A 21,084-nucleotide genomic window follows, 5' to 3' on the forward strand; every position below is an offset into this window, starting at 1 on the left:
TTACTCCTTCTCAGCGGTCTTCTGGGTGTTGGGTTTCTGGTCAGCGGGTTTCTGATCAGTGGATTTCTGATCAACGGCCCGAACGGCTTCGGTCACGCCGGACGCCGCGGGAACGGGGGTCGCCACAACGGTGGGTTCGGCCGCTACCCCGGCCGCGGGGGTGAGGGGAATCGAAGAGGTCAGGGGGATTTCCTCCACCTCACGCACCTCAATCACGTCAATCTCCGGCTCGGTCGGTTCCTCCGCCGGGTCCTCGGGGGCCTCGAACTCCCCCTCTTGATCCATGTGGACGCTACCCACCACGGCACGCGCACCGTGCCAGGTATCGGAAATATGCGGGACAATCGCCACCACAGTGCGGGGGCGGTCCTCATCGTTGGCCAGCTCCTCGAGGAAGGGAAGCCACATGCGCGTGTGGTTCAGGTGGCGCGACGGGGTATCGAAGACCAGCAGGTCCGAGGGGCTGCTCTGTGCCAGGGCGGCCATAAGCTCGATGTTCATCTCGCCGTCCAGCTCGTCCATCCACAGGCCGTCCAAATCCTCGAGGCCGCGCTCCTTCAACCAGCGGCCCGCGTGGGAACGACCAAAAATCGGCAGATTGTAGGAGAGCATCTCAGAGACGTAGTCGTGCACGCGCATGTGCTGCTCTGGGGAGGTCACATCGGGGGAATCGATAATGTCGCTGATGCGGCGCAGCTTCTTCATTGAAATCGGCTGAGGCTCCTCATCGCCGGCGCTCCAGTAAATCTCGCCGCCTGACAGGGGCAAACGGCCGGTGAGGGCCAGGCCCAGGGAGGTACGTTCCATCTGGCTGTCGGCCTGAACGATGATGACTTCGCCCCCACCTACCGAGAAAGTGGTGCGGCCAAAAAGGGCGTGGTGACGCCCCTTGGCCCAGATGTTATCAACGCGAAGCACGGCGGTCCCTTCAATCTGTACGACGGGTAGAAACGGGTAAAAGTACGAGCCCGAGGACCTCGTTCCGCGATACCTGCTGAAGGACGCGGAGGGGTTCTCAGGCTCCGATGCTTATATATCGTAGACCCGGTTAAGTGTGGTTTTGTGGGGATTTTCGGGTGAAAAAGCGTCTATTTTTGAAATTTTCGGAGTATTTTTCAAAAAATTGGGGTTTTTCGTTCAAATAAGCCACGAACCCATGACCGGTTTCACCAGGCCTCCTCCCCCGCTACAATCCCAGGGAACAGGCCCCTGTGACAAACCCCTGTGGCAGGCCCCGGGCACGACGAGGGGGCGACTGGGCTGGGAGGCAGGGCAGAGCGGCAGACTCCACTCGCCGAATTATTCGCAACAGAATACCGAGGACAGGGCACAGCCGAGGGGTGCGCCGCCGAGGGACATCTCCGAGGGGCACACCACCGAGAAACGCGGGCAGGAACGCGCTCAGGAGCGACGCTCCCTGAAAAAATCCAGCATGAGCTGTGCGCACTCCTCGGCGCGCACCCCCGCATACACTTCGGGAGCCGGCGCCACCCGCCCGTCCCGCAGCACGTCGTAGCGGCTACCGGAGGCGCCCGTCTTCTCCTCCCAGGCGCCAAAAACCACCGTCGAGACGCGCGAGGCCAGAATCGTGCCGGCGCACATGAGGCAGGGCTCGACGGTCACCACGAGGGTGCATCCCTCCAGCCGCCACTGCCCCAGCCGCGCCGCCGCCTGCCGAATCGCGTTCACCTCCGCGTGGGCGCTGGGATCGTGTTCCCGCTCGCGGGTGTTGCCGGCGGAGGCGACGACGGTCCCGCGCTCATCCACGATGACGGCGCCGATGGGAATCTCGCCGCGCTCACCGGCGGCTTTCCCCTCCGCCAGGGCAAGGCCCATCCACTCACGGTGGTCGGCACGCGCGGGAATGTCACTGAGCACGGTGGAAGAACCGTCATCAACCGTCAAATTTAAATATTCCGAATATGACATATAACCTCGTCGGGGAGTAAAAGAGCGTGAAACGCGACTAGTGAGTAGCGGCCAAAGAGAAAGGATACACCGCGGCGGCCCCGGCCTCCCTCAACGCGCGAGCCACCACCGTGTTAGCCCAGCGGGAATCCACCAGATCCGAAACCAGCAGAACCGCGCAGCGGTTCTCGCGCACGTAGTCCAGCACCTCGCTCGGAACCAGGTAAGAACGCAAAACGTCGGCACAGCGGAAGGCGCTATTACCACCGAAGAAGCGGGGCTCCTCCACCAAAGAAACCTGCCCCAAATCCATCAGACGACCCACCGTAGCCAGCCCCCGGCCCAGGGACTGCGCCAGGCGAGGACGCACCGGCGACGGCAACGTCAGCACCGCGGTCGGTCGCCCCGCGGCACCCCACTGCCACGCCGCCAGCACCTTCACGCAGGCGCGGCCCAGGTCAGTCGGCACCTCAGAGTCAACCGGCTCACCAAGCTCGTTCGTGGCGAAGAGCTCGCGCAGGCGCGTTCCGTACCCCATATCGCTCAGGCGCGCCATCGCATAACCGGGCTCGGCCTGTTCCTCCTTCGACAGGCGGCCACGCGGAGCGGAGACGCCCATCAGCTGGTCCAGGCCGGTGGGCCACATGCGGCGCGGCTCCACCGGAACCCCCACGGTAGCAAAGCTCTGACGCGCCGCCTGCTGCGCCTCCTCGGGAACCTGCGTCGAGTACCAGGGTCCGGCGCACCGGTCGCATCGCCCGCAGGGCTGAGCGGAGGTATCGTCGAGCTGGCGGGCGAGGAACACCATGCGGCACCCTTCCGTCCGCTCGTACTCCAGCATGGACTCCTGCTCGCGCACGCGCGCACGCGCAACCCCCGCGTAGCGTTCGCGGTCGTAGCTCCAGGGAGCCGAGGTGCGGCACCAGCGGCTCCCCTCCTTCACGACGGCGCCCTCGACGTCCAGGACCTTGAGCAGCAGCTCCAGGGTTGAGCGGCGCAGCTGCACACGCGCCTCCAGCGCGGTGAGGCTCAGGCCCTCGGGGGTCTGCTCGAGGGCGGCCAGCACCTGCAGGGCCTTCTCCTCCTCCGGCATCGAGGAGGTCGCGAAGTACTCCCAGATGGCCCGGTCCCCGCGCCCGGGTAGCAGCAGGACGTCCGCGTTGGCGGCCCCGCGGCCCGCACGGCCGATCTGCTGGTAGTAGCTCACCGCAGAGGAAGGCGCGCCCAGGTGCACCACGAACCCCAGGTCGGGCTTGTCGAAGCCCATGCCGAGGGCGCTGGTCGCCACGAGGGCCTTGACTCGGTTCTCCTTGAGGGCTTGCTCGGCGGCCATGCGCTCATCCGGGTCGGTCTTTCCGGTGTAGGCGAGCACGTCGTATCCGCGAGCGCGCAGGGCGGAGGCGGTATCCTCCGCCGCCGAAACGGTCAGCGCGTAGATGATACCCGAGCCGGGTAGCTCGTTCAGGTGCGCCATGAGCCAGCCCAGGCGCTGGCCCTCGTCGGGCAGTGCGAGCACGCCCAGGCGCAGGGAGGCCCGGGAGAGCGGGCCGCGCACCACGTACACCTCGGGTGCGTCCCCGGCCGCGGCGCTCAGCTGCTCGGCGATATCGCGGGTCACGCGGTCGTTTGCTGTAGCGGTCGTAGCGAGCACGGGCACGCCGGCGGGTAGAGAAGAAATCAGCGCGCCGATGCGGCGATAGTCCGGGCGGAAGTCGTGGCCCCAGTCCGAAATGCAGTGGGCCTCATCAATCACGAGCAGGCCCAGGCGAGGCATGAGAAACGGCAGCCACTGCTCGCGGAACGCCGGGTTGTTGAGCCGCTCGGGGCCAACCAGGAGCACGTCGAGCTCGTCGGCTTCGACCTGCTCGCGGATGCGGTCCCACTCGGTGACGTTCGCTGAGTTCACCATGGCGGCGCGCACCCCCGCGCGGGATGCGGCAGCCACCTGGTCGCGCATGAGCGAAAGCAGCGGGGAGATGATGAGTGCCGGCCCGGTACCCCGGGCGCGCAGGAGCAGCGAGGAGATGAAGTAGACCGCGGACTTACCCCAGCCGGTGCGTTGTACCACCAGGGTGCGGGCGCGGTCGGCCACGAGGGCGTGAATCGCCTCGTACTGGCCGTCGTGGAAGTCGGCTTCGGAGGCGCCGGTGAGGCGGCGCAACAGTTCGCGGGCCTCGTCGCGCAGGGAGGTGGCGGTGTCCGGCTGCTGGGGGTTCATGGTTTTCTCCGACGGTGGGTGGTTCGCGGGCGGGCGCTCCGACGCGCTGTCTTCCCATCATGTCACACCCGGCGCATCCTGGCCTCGGAGCCGGTCATTTCTTGGGAGGGCGTGCGAGTTCCGCATCACTGCGCGCCATTTCGTTCTCGGGCCCGGAGATTTACGCCTCGCTCACCCGTGCATCCGGGCTAAACCCCGGTAGAATTGTCTCTGTGCTACACAGCCTCCGCATAGTTTTGCACTATGTTCACCATAGGCACGTTCTCTATGCTGGTGTTACTCCGCCGCCGCCAATCCGTGCGCGCGGTCCACTCACAGTTCAGGATTTTTCATGACTTTTCTTGCCGCCGCCCTCGCGCAGCTTCCGGTTGCGCTGCTAGGCCTTAACCTTGAACAGTTCCTGCTCGACACCGGCCCCTGGGTTCTGGTTGTTTCGGCGATCATTGTTTTCATTGAGTCGGGTGTGCTGTTCCCGGTTCTCCCGGGTGACTCCCTGATTTTTGCGCTGGGTATGCTACACCAGCAGATGGGTCTGTCCCTGTGGGTTGCGTTCCCCGTGCTGGTGATTGTGGCGATGGCCGGCGCCGAGGTGGGATACCAGATTGGTGCCCGCTACGGCCGCAACATCTTCAAGGATGACGCGAAGATTCTGAGCACGAAGAACCTGCACACTACTGAGGAGTTCTTCCAGAAGCGCGGTAGTTTGGCCCTGGTTCTGGGCCGTTTCGTGCCGATTGTGCGTACCTTCGTTTCGCTGGCAGCCGGTATCTCTTCGTACGACCGTAAGAAGTTCCACCTGTGGAACACCGTCGGCGCCATTGCGTGGATCGGCGTGATTGGTCTGGCCGGTGTGCTGCTGGGCGGTATTCCGTTCGTGCACAACAACATCGAGTACATCGCCGTGATTATTGTGCTGGTGTCCGTGGTGCCGGTCTTTATCGAGTACCTGCGCGGCCGCTCGAAGGCTAAGCGCGAATCTGCAGAGTAACGTTTAAGAGATACCCCGCACGATACGGGGATCCGCCGGTAGGCGCTGAGGGGTGGGGACGTCGTTCTGACGTCCCCACCCCTCAGATTTTTAGTACATTTCGTTGGCGTATGTACGCCGCAACAGGCTGGGCGTAAACAGTAGCACCGTCATAACGAGGTAGCAGACGGTGGGTGCGTTTGCCAGCGCGACGATGAACACAAGCTTCAGGTATTCGGCGACACCCATCGCCCCAATATTGGCGGAGTTGTAGTACTCGGCGGCACCCATGAAGATGAAGATGCCGTAGAGCGAACCCACGATACCTATGAGAATGGCGAAGCCGTGCGCCCAGAGGCGCCTCTGCCAGAGTTTCCAGAGGACGATAAGGTTTAGCGCATCCATGAGGGCCCCCTGCAGCAGAGCGGGGACAGCAACATCCGATATAGCTTCATAGCTCAGGGAAGTGTGATTGTTCTCGAGAGCGCCCATGGTAACCTTCGCGGCGTTGAACACAATCACCATTACGATGCACACCGTCACCCCGATGAGGGCAACCGGGCGATTGCTGTGTCGTTTGCGCTTCTCCTGGTAATGAGGGGCCTGCCCCGGGGGCGCGTATTCTGACATCGTGTGTGTTGTCCTTTCTATGTTCTCCATCCCGCGACGGGAGAACCGAATAGTCTGTTTGGGGGACGGCTCGCACCGCTAGTTGAGGCGGTACCCTTCCTCGGTGTACACCGAGGTGTCCTTGTAGCCGCGCTGTTCCTTGCGAGGCTTCTTCCGGTCAGCCTTGCGGCGGGCCGTCTCGTACTGCTGAGCAACGGCCTCTTCAGCCCGTCGGTTGGCTTCCTCGTCTTCCCGATGTGCCTGTGCTTCTTCCAGGCGAGCACGCGTTTCTGTATCTGCGCTCTGATGACTGAGGACGTTCTCCTCATCGACCGGCTCGTCATCAACCAGCTCGTCATCGACCGGTTCGTCACCGTCGAGCTCGCCGTCATAAGGTTCCAGACCGGCACGCTCGGCGCGGAGCGTCAGCAGAATCTCGCCCTCCAGACGCTGCTTCTCCAGGGGGTTTTCCGTCACCGCCATCTTCGCGCGAAGATCGAGGATTCGCTGCTCGGCGGGGGTGCGAGTCACCCGTTCCTCCTCGTCAATCAGCCGGAGCATTTCCAGGTAATGGGCGGCCTGCCTCTCCTCGATGGTCATGCCCGCCTCTTCGTCGGCCCCGGCCACATTTTTCGCGCCCTCCGCCGCGGGTGCCGGAGGCTCCTCGGACAGGACGACATCCTCATCCCGAGTAGAGACAAGGCCCAGCAGAAAAATGAAAAGTGCGGCGCCAACACCCACGGTGATGACCAGCACCTTCGTCACGGTCAGGGAGGCGGTGGCCGGGCTCGTCGCGGGGTTCAGCGCGGTGAAGGCCGGGAAGAAAAACCCGGCCAGGTCGAAGGAACCCGCGGTGATGAGCATGCCGCTCAGGCAGCAGACGGCCGCGTAGAGCATCAGCGTCTGACGTGCGCCCCTGCTACCCGTGCACAGGACCGCCAGGAAGCACAGGATGATCAGTTCCACCCAGATGGTTCCGCTCAGAAGGCGAGGCACGGCAATGGTGAAGATTGAGACGATGTCCCAGCCGTGTCCGGCGGATGCGAGGGCCTGGTGCGCGTCCAAACCCGCATACACGAGCATGAGCCCCACGCCCAGGCAGAAGGAGATATCGACTAGCACCGAAGTCTTCTGCGCCGGCTCAATCCGTTCCTCGCCGTTATCGGGCGTCTCTACGGTGTCATCGTGCCCTTCGGGGTCGATACGGATTTGTGACTCGTGTGCGGGGTCGGAAGTAGGGGTCACGGGGATCGTCCTTATCGGTGGTTGGTGAATAAACTATCGGCGGGCCGCAGGCCCGCGGCAGAGGTTAGAGTAGGTAGTCCTTGCGGCGGCTCAAACGCCATGAGCTGCGGGCCGCCATGTAGGCACGCGACTGGCGCGACCACACCAACGCCAGCGCGATGACGCACACCACCAGGTAACCCCCGGCGATGTACACGGGCGTGTACAGGGGCGAGGAGGTGCTCAGCAGGAACTCGACCTCCTGGCTGGGCGCACCGTTCAGCGTGGCGAGCATGGCACCCACGCTCAACATAATCAGCATCGCCGAGATAATGCCCATCACCAGAGACACCGAAAGCACCACCGCGGCCCAGCGGTAGCCGCGGATGAACGCCACCGTGCAGAAACTGTGCAGCACCACGTTTCCGAGGGTGCACAGCATCAGGAAGAGCACCGGGTAGTAGGCCTGCGCCTCCACGAGGGTGGAGGAATGCCAGGTGGACAGGCGCGGAAGATGGGTCGTCGTCAGCGACACGGTGGTGTACACCAGCAGCGCCACCCAGCCCGCAGAAATGGCCAGGAGCACCCAGCCGGCAACCGACACGAGGTTCGGGGTCGGCGGTTTAGAGCGCGAGGACTTCACGGACGCCTCGGGGGAGGTAGCGGCCGGAGCCGCGGGGAGCGGTGCGGGTTCGGGGGTAGGCATGGTTGGATCTTTCGAGAGCCTGCACGCCGTGATATACGACGGTTCATCGATGCGGCGGGTAGGCGCGGGGTACGTATGGTGTGGTGAAATACGGTGTGTTCGGTGAGCTTATTGCATCGGCCGGGGCGTCCCGGCGGAATCCTAATCGGAGGGGGCGGCCTCCGCGCCCGTACCGGAATCTTCGGATGCGTCGGCCTCGTCCTGCGGGGCGGGATGCGTGAGCGCGGTCCTCAACTCGTTGAAACGGTAAATCGTTAGTAGGGACAGGCCAACCTCACTCACCCACACCAGACCTAGGCCACAGAGCACCAGCATCGGGTCGAAGCCCATGGAGACGCCCGCCCAGTCCAGCATGAGAAGCAGGAACGTGATGGGTGAGAGCACCAGCCCCACGCCAATGTACCCAATCAGCGAGCAAATCGCCCAGATGCTGTACACGGAGGTGTCGGCAACGTCGTTCGGCGGGCGCAGAAGCGGCCAGGCCTGGACGATGATGTACAGGGCCGCAAGCAGCCAGAAACAAATCGCCAGCGGCTGCGTGTACTGGGCGATGATGAGGCCCTCCGTCAGGCCCAGAACACTCAGAATGGCGACGCGCACCAGCAGGTTTTTGCGTAGCTGACGCTGGCGTATTCTAATCTCATCGCGGGAGTAGGTGCGCAGAAACGCCGGAAGCGCGGCCGGTGCCACCGCGGGGTTGAGGGAGGTGGTCGGGGCCTGCGCTACGTGTGGGGCGGGCAGGGCCGCATCCTTCGGGGATGCAAGAGGCACGGCCTTCGCGGGAACCGTGCGGTGCATCGCGGTGGAGGGGATGCTCACCTCCGCGGAGGCGGGCCGCAGGTCGCGGATGGGCGCCTGGTACCGGGTCCGCACGGCGGTGCCATCCGGGGTTTCGACGGACGGTGCGAAATCGTCTGTGGTCCGGTCCGGGGTACCCATATATCTCCTCCTGACGGCGTGGACGACAGTTTACGCCTCTACCGTATCATGCGCAGTTGAAGGCTTCCCGAACATGAAAAGAGGGGCAGACAGTGCCCTTTTAGCCGCCGGTGTTCTCCGAGAACGACCCGCGGTGGAAGGCCTCGTTACGCCTGATTACCCGGCGCAGAACCACCGCGTAGAACAGCGAGAAGAAAAACTCCAGCACGAATGACCCCATGACCGTAAATACGGCTCCCGCGTAGAATGTCCCGAAGTGTTTAAAGAGTGCATCCGGCCCGTGCAGGGTGAATAGCAGGTACGCGAAGAAGACACCCATCACCGCGGCCAGGAGCGCCGAGACGGCGTTGCCCCAGTAAATTAGCATGACGGAGCGGTCGGCGCGGTAGATGGTAGCCAACCAACCCTGCACGACCAGGTACACGAGCGGCACAGCACCCACGGGAAAGAGAGCCGCGCGCATGAAGAAGTACACCATGCCGAGCGCGGGGGCGATGAGCAGTACGACGCGCACCGCGTAGAGCGCCTTTGCTGGCAGGGGCTCGCTACTGCCAATATCCCAAGGCTCCACAACGAGGGCCTCCGCTGGCTCGGAGAGTTCCGAGCCGCGGGGCCCCGGTGCGGCGGAGCGCGGGCCGTGCTCCTCCGGCGACTGTACCGATTCAGACGACTGCGCCGGTTCGGGCGCGTTAGCCCTCAAAAATACCTCGGGAACGGTCCTTGCGAACGCTCTCAGCCGGGAAGATGCGGCCGCTCATGCTGATGTACACACCCGGGTCCAGCAGGTTCAGGGCGGCGATTGCGGCACCCAGGTTGAAACCGGCGTCGGAGCGCGCCATGACGGCCGGCTGCATTGCGCCGGTCAGCACCACGACCTTCTCACCCAGCTTCGCGTGCTCGAGCAGGTAGCGGGCGGTTTCGGGCATGGTATCGGTACCGTGGGTGATGAGCACCTGGGTGTTGGTGACGGCGTCCAGGGCCTCGGTCAGCTCGGCGCGGTCCTCGTCTGTCATATCCAGGCTGTCCTTGCCGATGAGCGGGCGGATGTCGAAGCGCACGTCGGTAATGACGCGGTCGAGCAGGTCCTTGGCGGCGGGCTCACCGATATCCATGGTGCCGGCGACAGAGTAAAACTTGTCGATCGTGCCGCCGGTGGCCAGAATCGTGATTTCTTCGGGGTTCTTAATGGTGACGCTCACGGGGTCTCCTCATCTCTTGAGCAACAGAACCAATAACGACACAAAAACCCGCCGACCCCCGCTGAGCGGGAGGCGACGGGTCGTTCGGTGCGCCCTGTGGGGCTCGAACCCACGACCTGCGGATTAAAAGTCCGTAGCTCTACCGACTGAGCTAAAGGCGCTCTTTCCGCATAGCTATACAGCCTGCAGATAAAAACTACTATACACTAACGGCTCTCCCCTCCGGAACGGTGCGGGGCGCGGCACGGCGGGCGAAAATGCGCGGGGTCACGGCAGGAGTACACTGGGTAATCCTATGTCTACATCCGCATCTTCCACCGGCGGACGCTCCCGCCGCCGCACGCATCACAGACCCGTCCTCTTTACCTCCGAGAAGTTCGAACGGCACGAGGGCGGCATGGATCCCGCCGCCCGTGAGGAGGCGGCTCACGCCTCGGCCCGCATCCTGCTGACGCGCGGGCGCGGCCGGGATCGAGAGCTGGCCGAGCGGCTCGTCAGCTTCACCGACGACTACGGCATCGAAATGCTTGCCGAACTATGGTCGCACGCGAGCGCGCACTCCCTGCCGGGCGCGCTCTGGCGCATGTATCGGCTGCGGGACACGGTGCACCGCTCCCCGCGCGGGGTGAGCCGCGCCTTTGAGCTGGGCATGGCGGAGGACTACCGCTCGCACGTGGTGGCGGGGGTGCCGGATCCGCCGGGCGCCGAGGAGGTTGTGCGTACGATTGACGAGATCCTGGCCGGCCTGTACACGGGGGACCTGGATATGGCGATGGAGCGGTGCGCGGCCTTCGCTCGCGTTGTGGCTCTGGGGATTCGCGTGGATTTCGCGCGGTACTCGCGTAATCCGGCGCCGGTGACTCCGGTGGCGACAAGCCACGAGATTAAGCGTGAGGCGGTCGAGCGTCACCTGCGCATGCCGCGGCAGGCGGCGCAGCTCGAGCAGGACGCGCAGGACCTGGAGGCGGTAGCCGCCCAGTGGCGCGCCGCGGAGGCTTCTCGACGAGACCCGGAGGAAATCGCGTAGAGGCCGGGTGCCCCACTCTGCTGGGTTCCTCGATTTGCCGGCTGCCGCTGTTCGCGCCGCGCTCAATCCCTGCCGATAGGGGCCCGATAAGGCGCTTTGTTGAAACGCGCAACACCCTCGTCAGATTTTATGGTTTAGGGAAGGGCCGGTGCTTCAATATCCGGGCTGGTTTCGTGAATTGGCACAGGTTCCACTTTGCACGCTAAGGGCGTGAAACGGGCGTTTTCGATTGACTCTTTGCGGGGCGCGGGTAGATAATAATTACAAGATGTCGGGTTGCTAATAGGTAGCCCCGGGCTCCAAATCTTTAGCCGCTTCGAGCGGCCTTCCGCCGAGAGGCGCTCCCAACCCGACATCCCTAAACGTTCCGGTGGGGGTCGAGAAATCGACCCCCACCGTTTTATGTTGTCGGCCTGTACCTTATGGTCTGCATCCCGGTCTGGGCTGGTCCGGGCTCTCGACCCCAGTTCCAGCGCCCGGTTCTGGCTCTCGGTTTCAGCGCATCTCTTCACGTCGTGCCACAAACCCCGTATATGCGAAATTGAGAATACATTATTGCGGATGAGCCCCGGGTACAGGTTCTGGGCACGGATTCCGGGTATAGGTTCCGGGCACGGGCCGCGTCCAAAATACTCCTCAGCCCCGACCACTCGCTAGACTGGGAACTATGCTGCACCGCCTCTTCCCCCACGCGAACGAATCCCTCGCCTCCCTCGCCGAAATCTCGGCCCAGGTCGGCGAGGCCGCGGCGCTCCTCTCCGAAATGGTGGGTTCCCCCGTCGCCGAATACCCCGCCCTCTTCGAGCGCATGCTCGCGCACGAGGCCGACTCCACCGACCTGCTCTACCGCACCCTCACCGAGGTGCGTAGCTCCTTCTCCCCGCCGATTCCGCGCGAGGATATCTACACCCTGGCCCGTAAGCTCACCACCGCTGTTGAAAAGCTCACGAGCGCCGCGCACGTGCTGTCCCTGCACAGCATTGACGGCTTTGCCACGCACATCACCTCAATCCTGGATATCATCCAGCGGCAGGCCGTACTCACCGCGGCCGTCATCCCCAAGCTCGCCGATATCCGCGGCCTCGACAACTACTGGATGGACATGCTCCGCATCTCGCGGCAGGCCCTGCGCACCGCCGAAGAGTACGAAGCCCACATCTCCACCCGCTACACCCACGAACGCTACCGCCGCTACGTGACCTTCCTGGCCCAGCTGACCGCCGCCTCCAACGCGATGCGCGATGTCTCCACCGAGATTGGCCGCATCATCGTGCAGGAGTCCTAATGCTCCTGATTCCCTTCGCCCTCTGCGCGTTCGGCGCGGCCGTCTACGTGACCGGCATGCACGACGCCTCCAACACGGTCGCCGTGCCCGTGCGCACTCGCGCCCTCGGCGAGCGCTCGGCCCTCTACCTGGCGGCGCTCTTCAACGTCCTCGGCGTCGTGAGCGCCTTCCTACTGTTGGGCGAATACTCGGCCACCTGGGTGAGCGCCCCCGAGGGCGAGACCGGCCTGAGCGGCATCCTCGCCGCGCTGCTCGTCTGCTCCATCTGGGGCATGCTGACCTGGGCGCTCCGCCTGCCCTCTTCCTCGACCCACGCGCTCATCGGCGCGCTGGCCGGGGTCAGCTGGTGGGCCCGATTCAGCACGCAGGGCAGCCAGGAACTGCACCTCAGCTCGTTTCTGCCGCACATCTTCGAGGCGACCCTCTGGCCCCTGCTCTACCTGCCTCCGCTGATTTTTGTTCTCTCCTGGGTCATGGTGATTCCCTTCTACCGGCTCGTGGTGGGGCACAACCCGCGCATGGTCAACCAGCACTCCCGCGAGGTGCTCGCGGTGTCCTCCTCCGCGATTTCGCTATTGCACGGGGTGCAGACAGGCTATCTGTACCTGCTCCTGTGGTCGCTCATGGTTCCCCTGCTCGGCGACCATTCGGGCTCCGGCGGAACGTACCGCCTGGACACCGCAGGGATGCTCCTCGGCACGCTCTTCATCGCCCTGACCCTGGGCCTGGGAACGCTCAGCGGCGGGCGGCGCATCGGCTACACCTTCGCGTACAAGATGGTGCGCATCGATCCCCTCCGCGGCGCCGTCGCGCAGGGAACCACCGCCGCCGTGCAGATTCTTGGGTACTTTTTGCTGCAGGTTCCCTTCTCTTCGTCGCACCTGGCGACCGCATCGACCCTGGGTGCGGGTGTTAACCAGCGTTTCAACGCGTTGAAGCCCCGCATTGTGCTTCAGATTCTGCTGGTGTGGATTGTGACCATTCCGGCGTGTTTTATTGTCGGTGTGGCGGTCATGATGGCGGTTCAGGCGCTTCTCTGAGGCTTCGCGGGGCCGCCGTAGACCCCACCTGATTCCCTTTCTCATCTATGATCGGCGCGGGTTGAGCGCGGGAGCTAACGCCCTTCATAATGGTGTGAGTTCACGAGCCTTCACACGGCCTCCCCCAATCGATAAGTGACTATGCCCTCCCCCACCGTAGCTGTTCTGGTCCGCACGAAGGACCGCCCCCGTTTCCTGCGCCGCGCCCTGGCCAATATCGCCGAGCAGACCTTCACCGACTACACGGTCTGCGTCATCAACGACGGCGGGGACGAGTCTGCCACCCGCGCCATTCTGCAGGCTTCGCCCCTCGCGCACCTGCTGGAGGGCGATGCGCCGCGACTCATGCTGATCACCACCAGCGGCGGGAACATGGAGGCGGCCTCGAACGCCGGACTGGCGGTCACCGACAGCGAATTTGTGGCCATCCACGACGATGACGACCTGTGGGCCCCCGAGTTCCTGGAGCGCACCGTCGGGGCCCTGCGCGCAAGCGAAGCACTCATCTGCTCGACCCGCGTGGTGGAACGCTATGAACGCGAAACCCCCGAGGGCGAGTTCGAGGTGTACGAGGAGCGCATCTTCCACGACGGCCTGCCCGGGTTCGGACTGCAGTTCCTCTACCGCACCAACCGCACGGTACCCATTGGCATCCTCTACCGTCGCCGCCTGCACGAGCTGGTCGGTTTCTACGACGAGTCCCTGCCCGTGGTCGGCGATTGGGAGTTCAACCTGCGTGCCGCCGCCGTGACCGAGGTGCTACTCGTGGACGAACCCCTCGCCTACTGGTCGCTGCGCCCGGAGGCCGACGGCGCGGAGGCCAATAGCGTACAGCGCCAGGCCGAGCACGCCCGTTTTGATGCAAGCGTGCGCGCCCGCGCGATTCGCGACGACCTGCAGTCCGGCGGGCGCCCGGGCCCGTACCTCTATCAGGCGCACCTGATGGCCGATCTGGAACGTCGCGTGATTGACGGGCACGACCTGACCCGCGAATCCCTGGATCTTCTGCGTTCCCTCGGGGAGCGGCTAGAGCGCATTGAGACTCATCAGGCCGCTATGGATGCGCGCCAGCGCGAGCTGGAGGCCCGATTCGCCGCCGACCGGTCGCGGGGACGCGGCGCCCTGCGCACTCTGAGTTCCGCGGCCCGCTCCCTCGCGCGGCGCATGCGTTCCGCAACGCCTCACGGGGAGGGCCGCTAACCCATGACGGAGAACGCTCATTCTACTCATTCCCGCGCGCCGCGCGTGCTCGTGGTCGGCGATATCGGCCAGCACACCTACCACGTGGGCGACGAGGCGATGACCATTGCGAGCGCTCAGGCACTTGCCGAAGGCGGCGCGGAGGTCACCCTCATGACCCGCGACGAGCGACACTCGGCGCGGTACCTCAACGCGTCCCGCGGCGCAGAGGGCGATGGCTACTCCTACCTGCCGTTTTTCCTCTTCCCCTGGGCGCCGGCCGAGCGTGAGCTGACCCTCGCGGCGCTCGAGTGCGTCCTGACTGAGCTGCACGCCGACCGGGAGCGGCCCTCCATCACCGAATTGGTGGCACTACCGCAGGTGCAGGCGCTGCCCGAGGTGTTGCACCCGCTGGAACAGACCGTCGAACGCATGGTGGGCTTCGCGGACTCCATCGCCGCCATGGACGCGGTCGTCATCTCGGGCGGCGGCAACCTCAACTCCCGCTTCGGCTGGCTCCTCTACGAGCGTGCCTCGGTGACTCTCGTCGCCGAGTACGCCGGTGTTCCCCTATTCGTGACCGGCCAGTCCTTGGGCCCGGTCCTCAACCCCGAGGATGCGCAGGTTCTGGAGCGTATGCTCCGCACCGCCCGTTCGGTGACGGTACGCGAAAGCTCCTCGCTCGCCTGGTGCCGCGAACGGGATATTGACGCGCGCCTGAGCGTGGATGACGCTACCGACTACCCGACGGTTTACCCGGCACGCACCCTGCACTATGCGGAGGGTATTTCAGCAAGTCAGGCACTTAACGAGCTGCCGGAGCACTACGTCTGCGTGACCGTCAACGAATGTACCGACCAGCAGGCTCAGCAGATTGCGCGCCTACTCGACGGCATGTGGCGCGAGCACGGCTACGCGCCCGTATTTCTGAGCCACTACGGTGACCCGCAGGACTCGGCAAGCGGCGATATTCAGGCGCACCAGCGCATCGCCGAGCAGCTCAGTCCCTCCACCCCGGCGACCCTGCTACCGATTCTGCACGCCGACCAGAGCATCACCGTGCACCGGGCGGCGGCGTTCACCCTGACCAGCCGCTACCACCCGGCGGTATTCTCCGCCGCGGCGGGTATTCCCGTGCTCGCCCTCGTGCCCGATGCGTTCACGCAGATGCGGGTGGGCGGCGCGCTGAGCCAGTACGGGCTGGGCGAGTTCACCCTTCCGCTGGGCCTGCTTGCCGGCGGTATTCCCGAGCTGATGATCGCCACCGCCCTGCGACATGCGGCGGTGGCATCGGATGCGCGCCGCACCGAGCTGCTGGAGGCTCTACGAGCCGAACGCACTTACCTGCTGACGCAGATCCTTGCGCACGGTGAAGAGAAGCCTGGAAAAACAGAAGCCCCCGCACCCTTCCCCGCCGCGACACAAGTCCCGGCGCTGCCCGAGCCGCTGGGTGCAACCGTCCGCGCCGCACGCGATCTCTTTACGGCCACGAGCCTGACGGCCGGGTTCGAGTGGGCCATGTCCGACCGCGCGCACTCCTGGGATGCCGTGCACCGCGCCGAGCTCGAGCGCCTGCTGGCCGAGCGGGAAGAGCCCCGCGAGGCGGCCGGCCCCGGCGACAACGAACCTCGAGGGGAAGCCCGGGACGAGCGCAACCCCGAGCCGCCGGAGCCCGAGAACCGCACCGGCTTTCTGCGCCGGGTGGCCCGCCGCATCCGCGGCTAGGTCGGCTGCCCCTCTGGGCGCCCCTCCGGCACCCCGCGGTACCTCCAGCACCCCCAAAGCAGTAGAGAGCGCCCGACCTGGCCGGGGGTGCAGGTCGCACGTCACAGAACCGCATACTCCGGCCTCCCCTCGCCCCGCTCGGCTCGACGGTATGATGGTTCCCATGGCACAATTCGCAGACATTCTTCGCAACGCAGAACGTAGTACTCGACAGTTCATCCGTGAGGGTGTTCACCGAGTCCGAGCAGACTTCTTTCAGTCTGTGCAGATTGTTGCGGCGTCTATGGGCGCTTGGCTTTTCGCTGAGCGCGTCCTGGGCCACCACGAGCCCATTTTCGCGCCGGTCGCTGCCCTCGTATCCCTCGGCTATGTAAGCGGTGCCAAGCATTCCCGCCGAATCCTTGAGGTCTCCTTCGGCGTGACCCTCGGCATTCTCATTGGCGACCTTCTGCTGATCCTGCTCGGTCACGGTACCTGGCAGGCGGCAGTGGTGCTTTTCTTGACCGTGATTATTGCCCGATTTATTGATAAGGGCATTATTTTTACGATTCAGCTCAGCTTCCAGGCCTGTTTCACGTTGCTACTGCCCGTACCTGACGATGCGTTCACCCGCAGTTTCGATGGCATTGTGGGTGGCGCCTTTGCATTTCTCACCATGTACCTGATGCCGCGCGACCCGCGCAAGAACCCGCGTGCCCGCGCACAGGCCCTCATGGATGCGTTCGCGAAGGTTTTCCAGCTCTCCTCCGAGGCAATCCGCTACTACGACTACAACAAGGCGTACCAGAGCCTGCTCGATGCGCGCGCCCTGCAGCCGCTCTACGATGCGTGCCGCGGCGACCTCATCACCGCGCAGGGCATGAACGACCTGTCGTGGAATAGCCGCAAGAACCGCGAAGAGCTGGAACGCATGGCGAAGACCCTCGCCGCGGTGGATTTGGCCATTCGTAACGACCGCGTGCTCAACCGTCGCATGGCCTCAACCATTCGCCACGTGCAGCTGCGTTCGGCCGCTCAGGTATCGCTGAGCAAGGCTCTGGACGAGCTGTCGCTGGCCGCCCAGAGCATCGGCCTGGGCATGTCTGCGCCGAAGAAGGAGGAGCGCGAGCACTACATGAAGAAGGCGCAGGACCGCATGGTGCGCCTGGCCGGAACCCTCGACCCGCACTACATGGGTGTGGCATCCTTCGAGGGCGAGTCGCTGGTGCTGATGCTGCGCCTCATCGTGGTGGACTTCATGGAGGCCACCGGCATGAGCCACAAGGAGGCCCTGGACAAGCTGATGCCCCTGGGCGAGGCCATGACGCAGCACGCCCCGAGCACTTCCTCCCTGCCGGTGATTGACCTGCACGTGAGCCCCGAAGAGATGGAGGCGCGCGCCGCCGAAATGGGCGCCGCCACCGTGACGGGTTCCGTTCCGGAGAACGCTTTGGAGAATATCCAGCGACAGCCCGATCAGCTACACACCCGTTCGATCAACATCATGCTGTTCGAGAACGAGAAGGAGAACGCCTCCCAGCCGCGCACCGACCGTCCCTCGCAGGTTCGCCGGGACTAACGGGGTCGGCGACCAGCCGCAAAGTATAGAGGAGGGGGCTCCCGGCGACATTCACGCCAGCCGGGAGCCCCCTCCTCGCTTTTGCCGTTTTACTTCTGCGGGAAGAGTAGTGCCAGCGCCTCGCCCAGGGTGGTCACCTCGCGCACGGTGACCCCCTCGGGCACGTCCCCCACACCGGTCGGGGAGGCGGGCACCAGCACGTGTGTGAAGCCCAGGCGGCCCACCTCCGCGATGCGCTGGCGGATGCCCGGCACGGCGCGCACCTCGCCCGCCAGACCCACCTCGCCAAAGACCGCGAGCTTGCGCGGCAGCGGCTTATTCTGCGCCGCCGAGGCCAACGCCATGACGCAGGCCAGGTCGGCGGCGGGCTCGGCAATTTTCGCGCCACCCACCGTGGAGACGTAGCAGTCGAGCTTGCCCACGTTCAGCCCGGCGCGGCGCTGTAGCACCGCCAACAGCATCTGGATACGCGCCGAATCCAGGCCCGAAACGGTACGGCGAGGGGCGGGCGCCACCGCCTGATCCAGCAGCGCCTGAACCTCCGCGAGCAGGGGGCGACGGCCCTCCATCGTAACGGTCACGCAGGTGCCCGCCACCGGGTGCGGGGTGCTGGAGACGAACATGCCGGAGGGGTCCAGTACGGGGGCGATGCCATCCTCGTGCATGTCAAAGCAGCCCACCTCGTCGGTGGGGCCGAAGCGGTTCTTAATCGCGCGCAGCATGCGGATATTCGAGTGCTTGTCGCCCTCGAACTGGCAGACCACGTCCACCAGGTGCTCGAGCAGGCGCGGGCCCGCGATGGTGCCCTCCTTGGTCACGTGCCCCACGAGCAGGGTGCACATGTTGCGTTCCTTCGCGGCGGCAATCACGGAGGCGGCGACCTCGCGCACCTGGGTGACGCCGCCGGCGCTACCCTCAACTTCCGCGGAGGCGAGGGTCTGCACCGAGTCGATGACCAGTAGCGCCGGGTCAATCTGTTCGATGTGCGCCAGGGCGGTGCCGAGGTCGGTTTCGCTGGTCAGGTAGAGGGTTTCCGCGATGGCACCGATGCGGTCGGCGCGAAGCTTGACCTGCGCGGCGGATTCCTCGCCGGTGATGTACAGGACCGGGCGCGGCGGCTGGGTGTTCTGCGCAGAGGTGTTTTGCGCCGGGGTGGCGCGGTTCTGCGCGCCCTTCTGCCCCGCAATCCCGGCGGTGCCGCGCGCGAAGGTGGCGGCAACGTCCAGCAGTAGGGTGGACTTGCCCACGCCGGGTTCGCCCGCCATGAGGATGACCGCGCCGGGCACGAGTCCGCCGCCGAGTACGCGGTCAAATTCGGGGTTTCCGGTGCTCATGTAGGCGGCCACACGCGAGTCGACCTCGGCGATGGGCTGGGCGGGTTTCTGCACGCTGGATGCGGCACGGGTGCGCGCGCGGGTTCCCCCGGCGGCTTCTTCGACGGTGCCCCAGGTCTGACACTCGCCGCAGCGGCCCACCCACTTGGCGGTGGTCCAGCCACATTCGGTGCAGCGGTAGGCGGGGGCGGTTTTGGTGGTCTTGGTGCGGGCGCTCATGGCTCTATTGTAGGGGCGGGCCCGCTTTCTTACCGGGGCGAAGGTCATCTCTCGCGACGGGCGTACAGCGGGGCGGCCCGCACCCGTAAAACCATCCGGGGCCGCCGCAAGTGCCTCCCGGGGAACAACATTTCAACATCGTTTAAAATCAAGAATATCTATTCGTTTTTAAAGCACTTTAGCCCGCCGTTTCGCCCCTGACCTGGCTCAATAACCACCCTTATGGGTACAATGGTTTTCGTGCAGATGAATTATAGTGACCTTTTGTTGAAAACTATCGCCCGAATCGCCCCCGGCACCGAGCTCCGCGAGGGCTTAGAACGCATCATGCGTGGCCGTACGGGCGCGCTCATCGTACTCGGATCCGACCGCACCGTATCCTCCATGTCTTCGGGCGGTTTCAACATCGACACTGAGTTTTCGGCAACCCGCCTGCGCGAGCTGGCGAAGATGGATGGCGCCATCATCTGCGACCGCGACGCCACCCGCCTGTTGCACGCCGCAGTGCAACTCATGCCGGACGCCTCCATTGAGACAAACGAGTCCGGCACCCGCCACCGCACCGCCGAGCGCACCGCGATTCAGACCGGTTTCCCGGTGATTTCGGTGAGCGCCTCAATGTCCGTCATTTCGGTGTACGTTGACGGCACCCGCTACACGGTCGAGGACAGCCAGTACCTCATGGCCCGCGCGAACCAGGCGATTCAGACCCTTGAAAGCTATAAGAAGCGCCTGCGCTCTGTGCTTTCCTCGCTCTCGGCCCTGGAGATTGAGTCCAACGTGTCCCTGGCGGATGTGGCGATGACCCTTCAGCGCATGGAGATGGTGAACCGCATTATCCGCGAGGTCAGCCACTACGTGCTGGAGCTTGGCGTGCACGGCCGCCTGATTGCCCTGCAGCTGGAGGAGCTACGCGCCCCCGAGATGACCGCTAGCGACCTGATTCTGCGCGACTACCTGCCCGAGGTGAACGACGAGCTGATTACCGCCGGTGTTGAGGCGCTTCAGAACCTGGACGATATGGCTATCGTGGATCTGCGCACGATTGCCCGCACCGTCGGCTTTGGCGAGAACCCCGATTTGGAGACTCCCCTGCAACCGCGCGGCTTCCGTCTGCTGGACGGTATTCCGAGCATTCCGAACGCGATTGCCGAACGCCTCGTGGAGCGCTTCGGAAGCCTTCAGGCCCTCATGGCGGCCTCCCTTGAGGATTTGCGAGCCGTGGACGGCGTGGGCGAGGCGCGCGCCCGCACGGTGCGCGAGCAGCTGACCCGCATGGCGGAAAGCAGCCTGGAGCGCTACCTCTAGTCACCCGGGTACACCCCTAGCAATTGAGAACGGTTCCGGGTTATGATGTGTCGACAGAGGTTTCCCCTCGTCCAGGCCATAACACGTCACGAGGAGGTCACTATGGCCAAGCGCTCCGTCCCGTTCTTTGTGTGGGCTTCCCCCATTCTTTTTCTGATTTACCTGCCGCTGCTGTGGTTCCGAGTCATTCCCAATTCCTTTGAGGTGACCGACCCGCCCACCCTGCTTCTAGCAGCCCTGCAGTGGACCGTCTTTGGTGGCTTGCTCGGCTACCTGGGCGAGCGCCGATTCGCCAAGCCGCGCGCCTCCAAGTAGCACACCTCCAGGTATCGCCACGCAACAGCCTTATACGAAAAGCCCTCGCGCCGGAGATGAACTGCGCCCCGAAACTTGGACGCAATAAATAATAGCCATTACACGGCTTCCCGCAGGGCCTGAACCCGGTACTCTACCGGAGTCAGGCCCCTAAGCTTCACCTGACGTCTTACCGTATTCCAATGCGTAATATAGGCGTCAAGGTCAGCTTTGAAACTCTCAAAGGTTGACCAGTCCTGCCCACGAAAAAACTCATCCTTCAGATGTCCGAAAACTTGCTCGGTGGCACCGTTATCGATGCAGTTGCCTTTGCGTGACATACTC

Annotated in this window: 20 protein-coding genes and 1 tRNA gene; 9 read left to right on the forward strand and 12 right to left on the reverse strand. The window is 64.5% G+C overall.

The genetic code is table 11. The annotated features are described in order from the left end of the window. The 3 genes from HMPREF2674_RS04230 to HMPREF2674_RS04240 form a co-directional block, all read right to left on the reverse strand. A complete protein-coding gene (locus HMPREF2674_RS04230; protein ID WP_049344323.1) occupies positions 1 to 918 on the reverse strand; it encodes a multidrug ABC transporter ATPase in 918 nt (305 codons plus the stop codon). A gap of 483 nt (positions 919 to 1,401) precedes the next feature. Further along, positions 1,402 to 1,929, reverse strand: coding sequence for a nucleoside deaminase (locus tag HMPREF2674_RS04235; RefSeq protein WP_070824911.1), 528 nt, complete (start codon positions 1,927 to 1,929; stop codon positions 1,402 to 1,404). A 37-nt stretch (positions 1,930 to 1,966) separates the two neighbouring features. Beyond that, the gene (locus tag HMPREF2674_RS04240; RefSeq protein ID WP_070824912.1) at positions 1,967 to 4,126 is read right to left on the reverse strand and encodes a RecQ family ATP-dependent DNA helicase; all 2,160 of its coding nucleotides are present in this window, start codon (positions 4,124 to 4,126) and stop codon (positions 1,967 to 1,969) included. A gap of 331 nt (positions 4,127 to 4,457) precedes the next feature. Here HMPREF2674_RS04240 and HMPREF2674_RS04245 point away from each other — a divergent pair, with 331 nt between their 5' ends. Beyond that, positions 4,458 to 5,114: a DedA family protein gene (locus HMPREF2674_RS04245; RefSeq protein ID WP_049333420.1), complete on the forward strand. Its 657-nt coding sequence runs from the start codon at positions 4,458 to 4,460 to the stop codon at positions 5,112 to 5,114. Positions 5,115 to 5,204: 90 nt separating this feature from the next. On the opposite strand, the gene HMPREF2674_RS04250 is transcribed toward HMPREF2674_RS04245, so the two are convergent. The 7 genes from HMPREF2674_RS04250 to HMPREF2674_RS04280 form a co-directional block, all read right to left on the reverse strand. Continuing rightward, a complete protein-coding gene (locus HMPREF2674_RS04250; protein ID WP_070824913.1) occupies positions 5,205 to 5,723 on the reverse strand; it encodes a hypothetical protein in 519 nt (172 codons plus the stop codon). Positions 5,724 to 5,801: 78 nt separating this feature from the next. After that, on the reverse strand, positions 5,802 to 6,947 hold the full coding sequence (locus tag HMPREF2674_RS04255; RefSeq protein WP_070824914.1) for a hypothetical protein: 1,146 nt from the start codon (positions 6,945 to 6,947) through the stop codon (positions 5,802 to 5,804). Between the two features lie 64 nt (positions 6,948 to 7,011). Continuing rightward, positions 7,012 to 7,632, reverse strand: a complete 621-nt coding sequence (locus HMPREF2674_RS04260; RefSeq protein WP_049333415.1) for a hypothetical protein — start codon at positions 7,630 to 7,632, stop codon at positions 7,012 to 7,014. 141 nt (positions 7,633 to 7,773) lie between these two features. Continuing rightward, on the reverse strand, positions 7,774 to 8,571 hold the full coding sequence (locus HMPREF2674_RS04265) for an organic solvent tolerance protein OstA (RefSeq protein ID WP_070824915.1): 798 nt from the start codon (positions 8,569 to 8,571) through the stop codon (positions 7,774 to 7,776). A 100-nt stretch (positions 8,572 to 8,671) separates the two neighbouring features. After that, positions 8,672 to 9,271, reverse strand: coding sequence for a hypothetical protein (locus HMPREF2674_RS04270; RefSeq protein ID WP_070824916.1), 600 nt, complete (start codon positions 9,269 to 9,271; stop codon positions 8,672 to 8,674). After that, positions 9,261 to 9,770 (reverse strand): asparaginase domain-containing protein, encoded by a 510-nt coding sequence (locus tag HMPREF2674_RS04275; RefSeq protein ID WP_049333411.1) that lies wholly within the window; start codon positions 9,768 to 9,770, stop codon positions 9,261 to 9,263. The genes HMPREF2674_RS04270 and HMPREF2674_RS04275 overlap by 11 nt, the downstream gene beginning before the upstream one ends. An 88-nt stretch (positions 9,771 to 9,858) precedes the next feature. Continuing rightward, a tRNA-Lys gene (locus HMPREF2674_RS04280) sits at positions 9,859 to 9,931 on the reverse strand. 134 nt (positions 9,932 to 10,065) lie between these two features. On the opposite strand from HMPREF2674_RS04280, the gene HMPREF2674_RS04285 reads away from it, so the two are divergent. From HMPREF2674_RS04285 to HMPREF2674_RS04310, 6 genes are all read left to right on the forward strand, one after another. After that, on the forward strand, positions 10,066 to 10,797 hold the full coding sequence (locus tag HMPREF2674_RS04285; protein WP_070824917.1) for a histone acetyltransferase: 732 nt from the start codon (positions 10,066 to 10,068) through the stop codon (positions 10,795 to 10,797). 667 nt (positions 10,798 to 11,464) lie between these two features. Continuing rightward, the gene (locus HMPREF2674_RS04290; protein ID WP_049333407.1) at positions 11,465 to 12,082 is read left to right on the forward strand and encodes a hypothetical protein; all 618 of its coding nucleotides are present in this window, start codon (positions 11,465 to 11,467) and stop codon (positions 12,080 to 12,082) included. Beyond that, positions 12,082 to 13,122 (forward strand): inorganic phosphate transporter, encoded by a 1,041-nt coding sequence (locus tag HMPREF2674_RS04295; RefSeq protein WP_049333405.1) that lies wholly within the window; start codon positions 12,082 to 12,084, stop codon positions 13,120 to 13,122. Before HMPREF2674_RS04290 ends, HMPREF2674_RS04295 begins: the two co-directional genes overlap by 1 nt. A 141-nt stretch (positions 13,123 to 13,263) precedes the next feature. Then, the gene (locus HMPREF2674_RS04300) at positions 13,264 to 14,322 is read left to right on the forward strand and encodes a glycosyltransferase family 2 protein (RefSeq protein ID WP_070824918.1); all 1,059 of its coding nucleotides are present in this window, start codon (positions 13,264 to 13,266) and stop codon (positions 14,320 to 14,322) included. Positions 14,323 to 14,325: 3 nt separating this feature from the next. Beyond that, positions 14,326 to 16,026: a polysaccharide pyruvyl transferase family protein gene (locus HMPREF2674_RS04305; RefSeq protein WP_070824919.1), complete on the forward strand. Its 1,701-nt coding sequence runs from the start codon at positions 14,326 to 14,328 to the stop codon at positions 16,024 to 16,026. A gap of 163 nt (positions 16,027 to 16,189) precedes the next feature. Next, complete coding sequence (locus HMPREF2674_RS04310; protein WP_246826175.1) at positions 16,190 to 17,584, forward strand: FUSC family protein; 1,395 nt, start codon at positions 16,190 to 16,192, stop codon at positions 17,582 to 17,584. A gap of 89 nt (positions 17,585 to 17,673) precedes the next feature. On the opposite strand, the gene HMPREF2674_RS04315 is transcribed toward HMPREF2674_RS04310, so the two are convergent. After that, on the reverse strand, positions 17,674 to 19,137 hold the full coding sequence (locus HMPREF2674_RS04315) for a DNA repair protein RadA (protein ID WP_070824921.1): 1,464 nt from the start codon (positions 19,135 to 19,137) through the stop codon (positions 17,674 to 17,676). A gap of 231 nt (positions 19,138 to 19,368) precedes the next feature. On the opposite strand from HMPREF2674_RS04315, the gene disA reads away from it, so the two are divergent. Next, entirely contained in the window at positions 19,369 to 20,445 is a 1,077-nt protein-coding gene (gene disA / locus HMPREF2674_RS04320; RefSeq protein WP_049333395.1) for a DNA integrity scanning diadenylate cyclase DisA, read from the forward strand. A gap of 102 nt (positions 20,446 to 20,547) precedes the next feature. Next, complete coding sequence (locus tag HMPREF2674_RS04325; RefSeq protein WP_049345963.1) at positions 20,548 to 20,760, forward strand: hypothetical protein; 213 nt, start codon at positions 20,548 to 20,550, stop codon at positions 20,758 to 20,760. Positions 20,761 to 20,858: 98 nt separating this feature from the next. Here HMPREF2674_RS04325 and HMPREF2674_RS04330 read toward each other — a convergent pair. Beyond that, positions 20,859 to 21,084 (reverse strand): IS3 family transposase (locus tag HMPREF2674_RS04330; protein WP_141761802.1); only part of this gene is annotated, 226 nt, incomplete at its 5' end.

Origin of the sequence: Rothia sp. HMSC062F03 (assembly GCF_001836905.1) — a bacterium.
Lineage (GTDB): Bacteria > Actinomycetota > Actinomycetes > Actinomycetales > Micrococcaceae > Rothia > Rothia mucilaginosa_A.

Bases quoted from the DNA above. Each gene is read 5' to 3' on its own strand.
- HMPREF2674_RS04235 (WP_070824911.1), bottom strand. From the start codon at position 1,929: ATGTCATATTCGGAATATTTAAATTTGACGGTTGATGACGGTTCTTCC.
- HMPREF2674_RS04240 (WP_070824912.1), bottom strand. From the start codon at position 4,126: ATGAACCCCCAGCAGCCGGACACCGCCACCTCCCTGCGCGACGAGGCC.
- HMPREF2674_RS04245 (WP_049333420.1), top strand. From the start codon at position 4,458: ATGACTTTTCTTGCCGCCGCCCTCGCGCAGCTTCCGGTTGCGCTGCTA.
- HMPREF2674_RS04250 (WP_070824913.1), bottom strand. From the start codon at position 5,723: ATGTCAGAATACGCGCCCCCGGGGCAGGCCCCTCATTACCAGGAGAAG.
- HMPREF2674_RS04260 (WP_049333415.1), bottom strand. From the start codon at position 7,632: ATGCCTACCCCCGAACCCGCACCGCTCCCCGCGGCTCCGGCCGCTACC.
- HMPREF2674_RS04265 (WP_070824915.1), bottom strand. From the start codon at position 8,571: ATGGGTACCCCGGACCGGACCACAGACGATTTCGCACCGTCCGTCGAA.
- HMPREF2674_RS04285 (WP_070824917.1), top strand. From the start codon at position 10,066: ATGTCTACATCCGCATCTTCCACCGGCGGACGCTCCCGCCGCCGCACG.
- HMPREF2674_RS04290 (WP_049333407.1), top strand. From the start codon at position 11,465: ATGCTGCACCGCCTCTTCCCCCACGCGAACGAATCCCTCGCCTCCCTC.
- HMPREF2674_RS04295 (WP_049333405.1), top strand. From the start codon at position 12,082: ATGCTCCTGATTCCCTTCGCCCTCTGCGCGTTCGGCGCGGCCGTCTAC.
- HMPREF2674_RS04300 (WP_070824918.1), top strand. From the start codon at position 13,264: ATGCCCTCCCCCACCGTAGCTGTTCTGGTCCGCACGAAGGACCGCCCC.
- HMPREF2674_RS04305 (WP_070824919.1), top strand. From the start codon at position 14,326: ATGACGGAGAACGCTCATTCTACTCATTCCCGCGCGCCGCGCGTGCTC.
- HMPREF2674_RS04310 (WP_246826175.1), top strand. From the start codon at position 16,190: ATGGCACAATTCGCAGACATTCTTCGCAACGCAGAACGTAGTACTCGA.
- HMPREF2674_RS04315 (WP_070824921.1), bottom strand. From the start codon at position 19,137: ATGAGCGCCCGCACCAAGACCACCAAAACCGCCCCCGCCTACCGCTGC.
- disA (WP_049333395.1), top strand. From the start codon at position 19,369: ATGGTTTTCGTGCAGATGAATTATAGTGACCTTTTGTTGAAAACTATC.
- HMPREF2674_RS04325 (WP_049345963.1), top strand. From the start codon at position 20,548: ATGGCCAAGCGCTCCGTCCCGTTCTTTGTGTGGGCTTCCCCCATTCTT.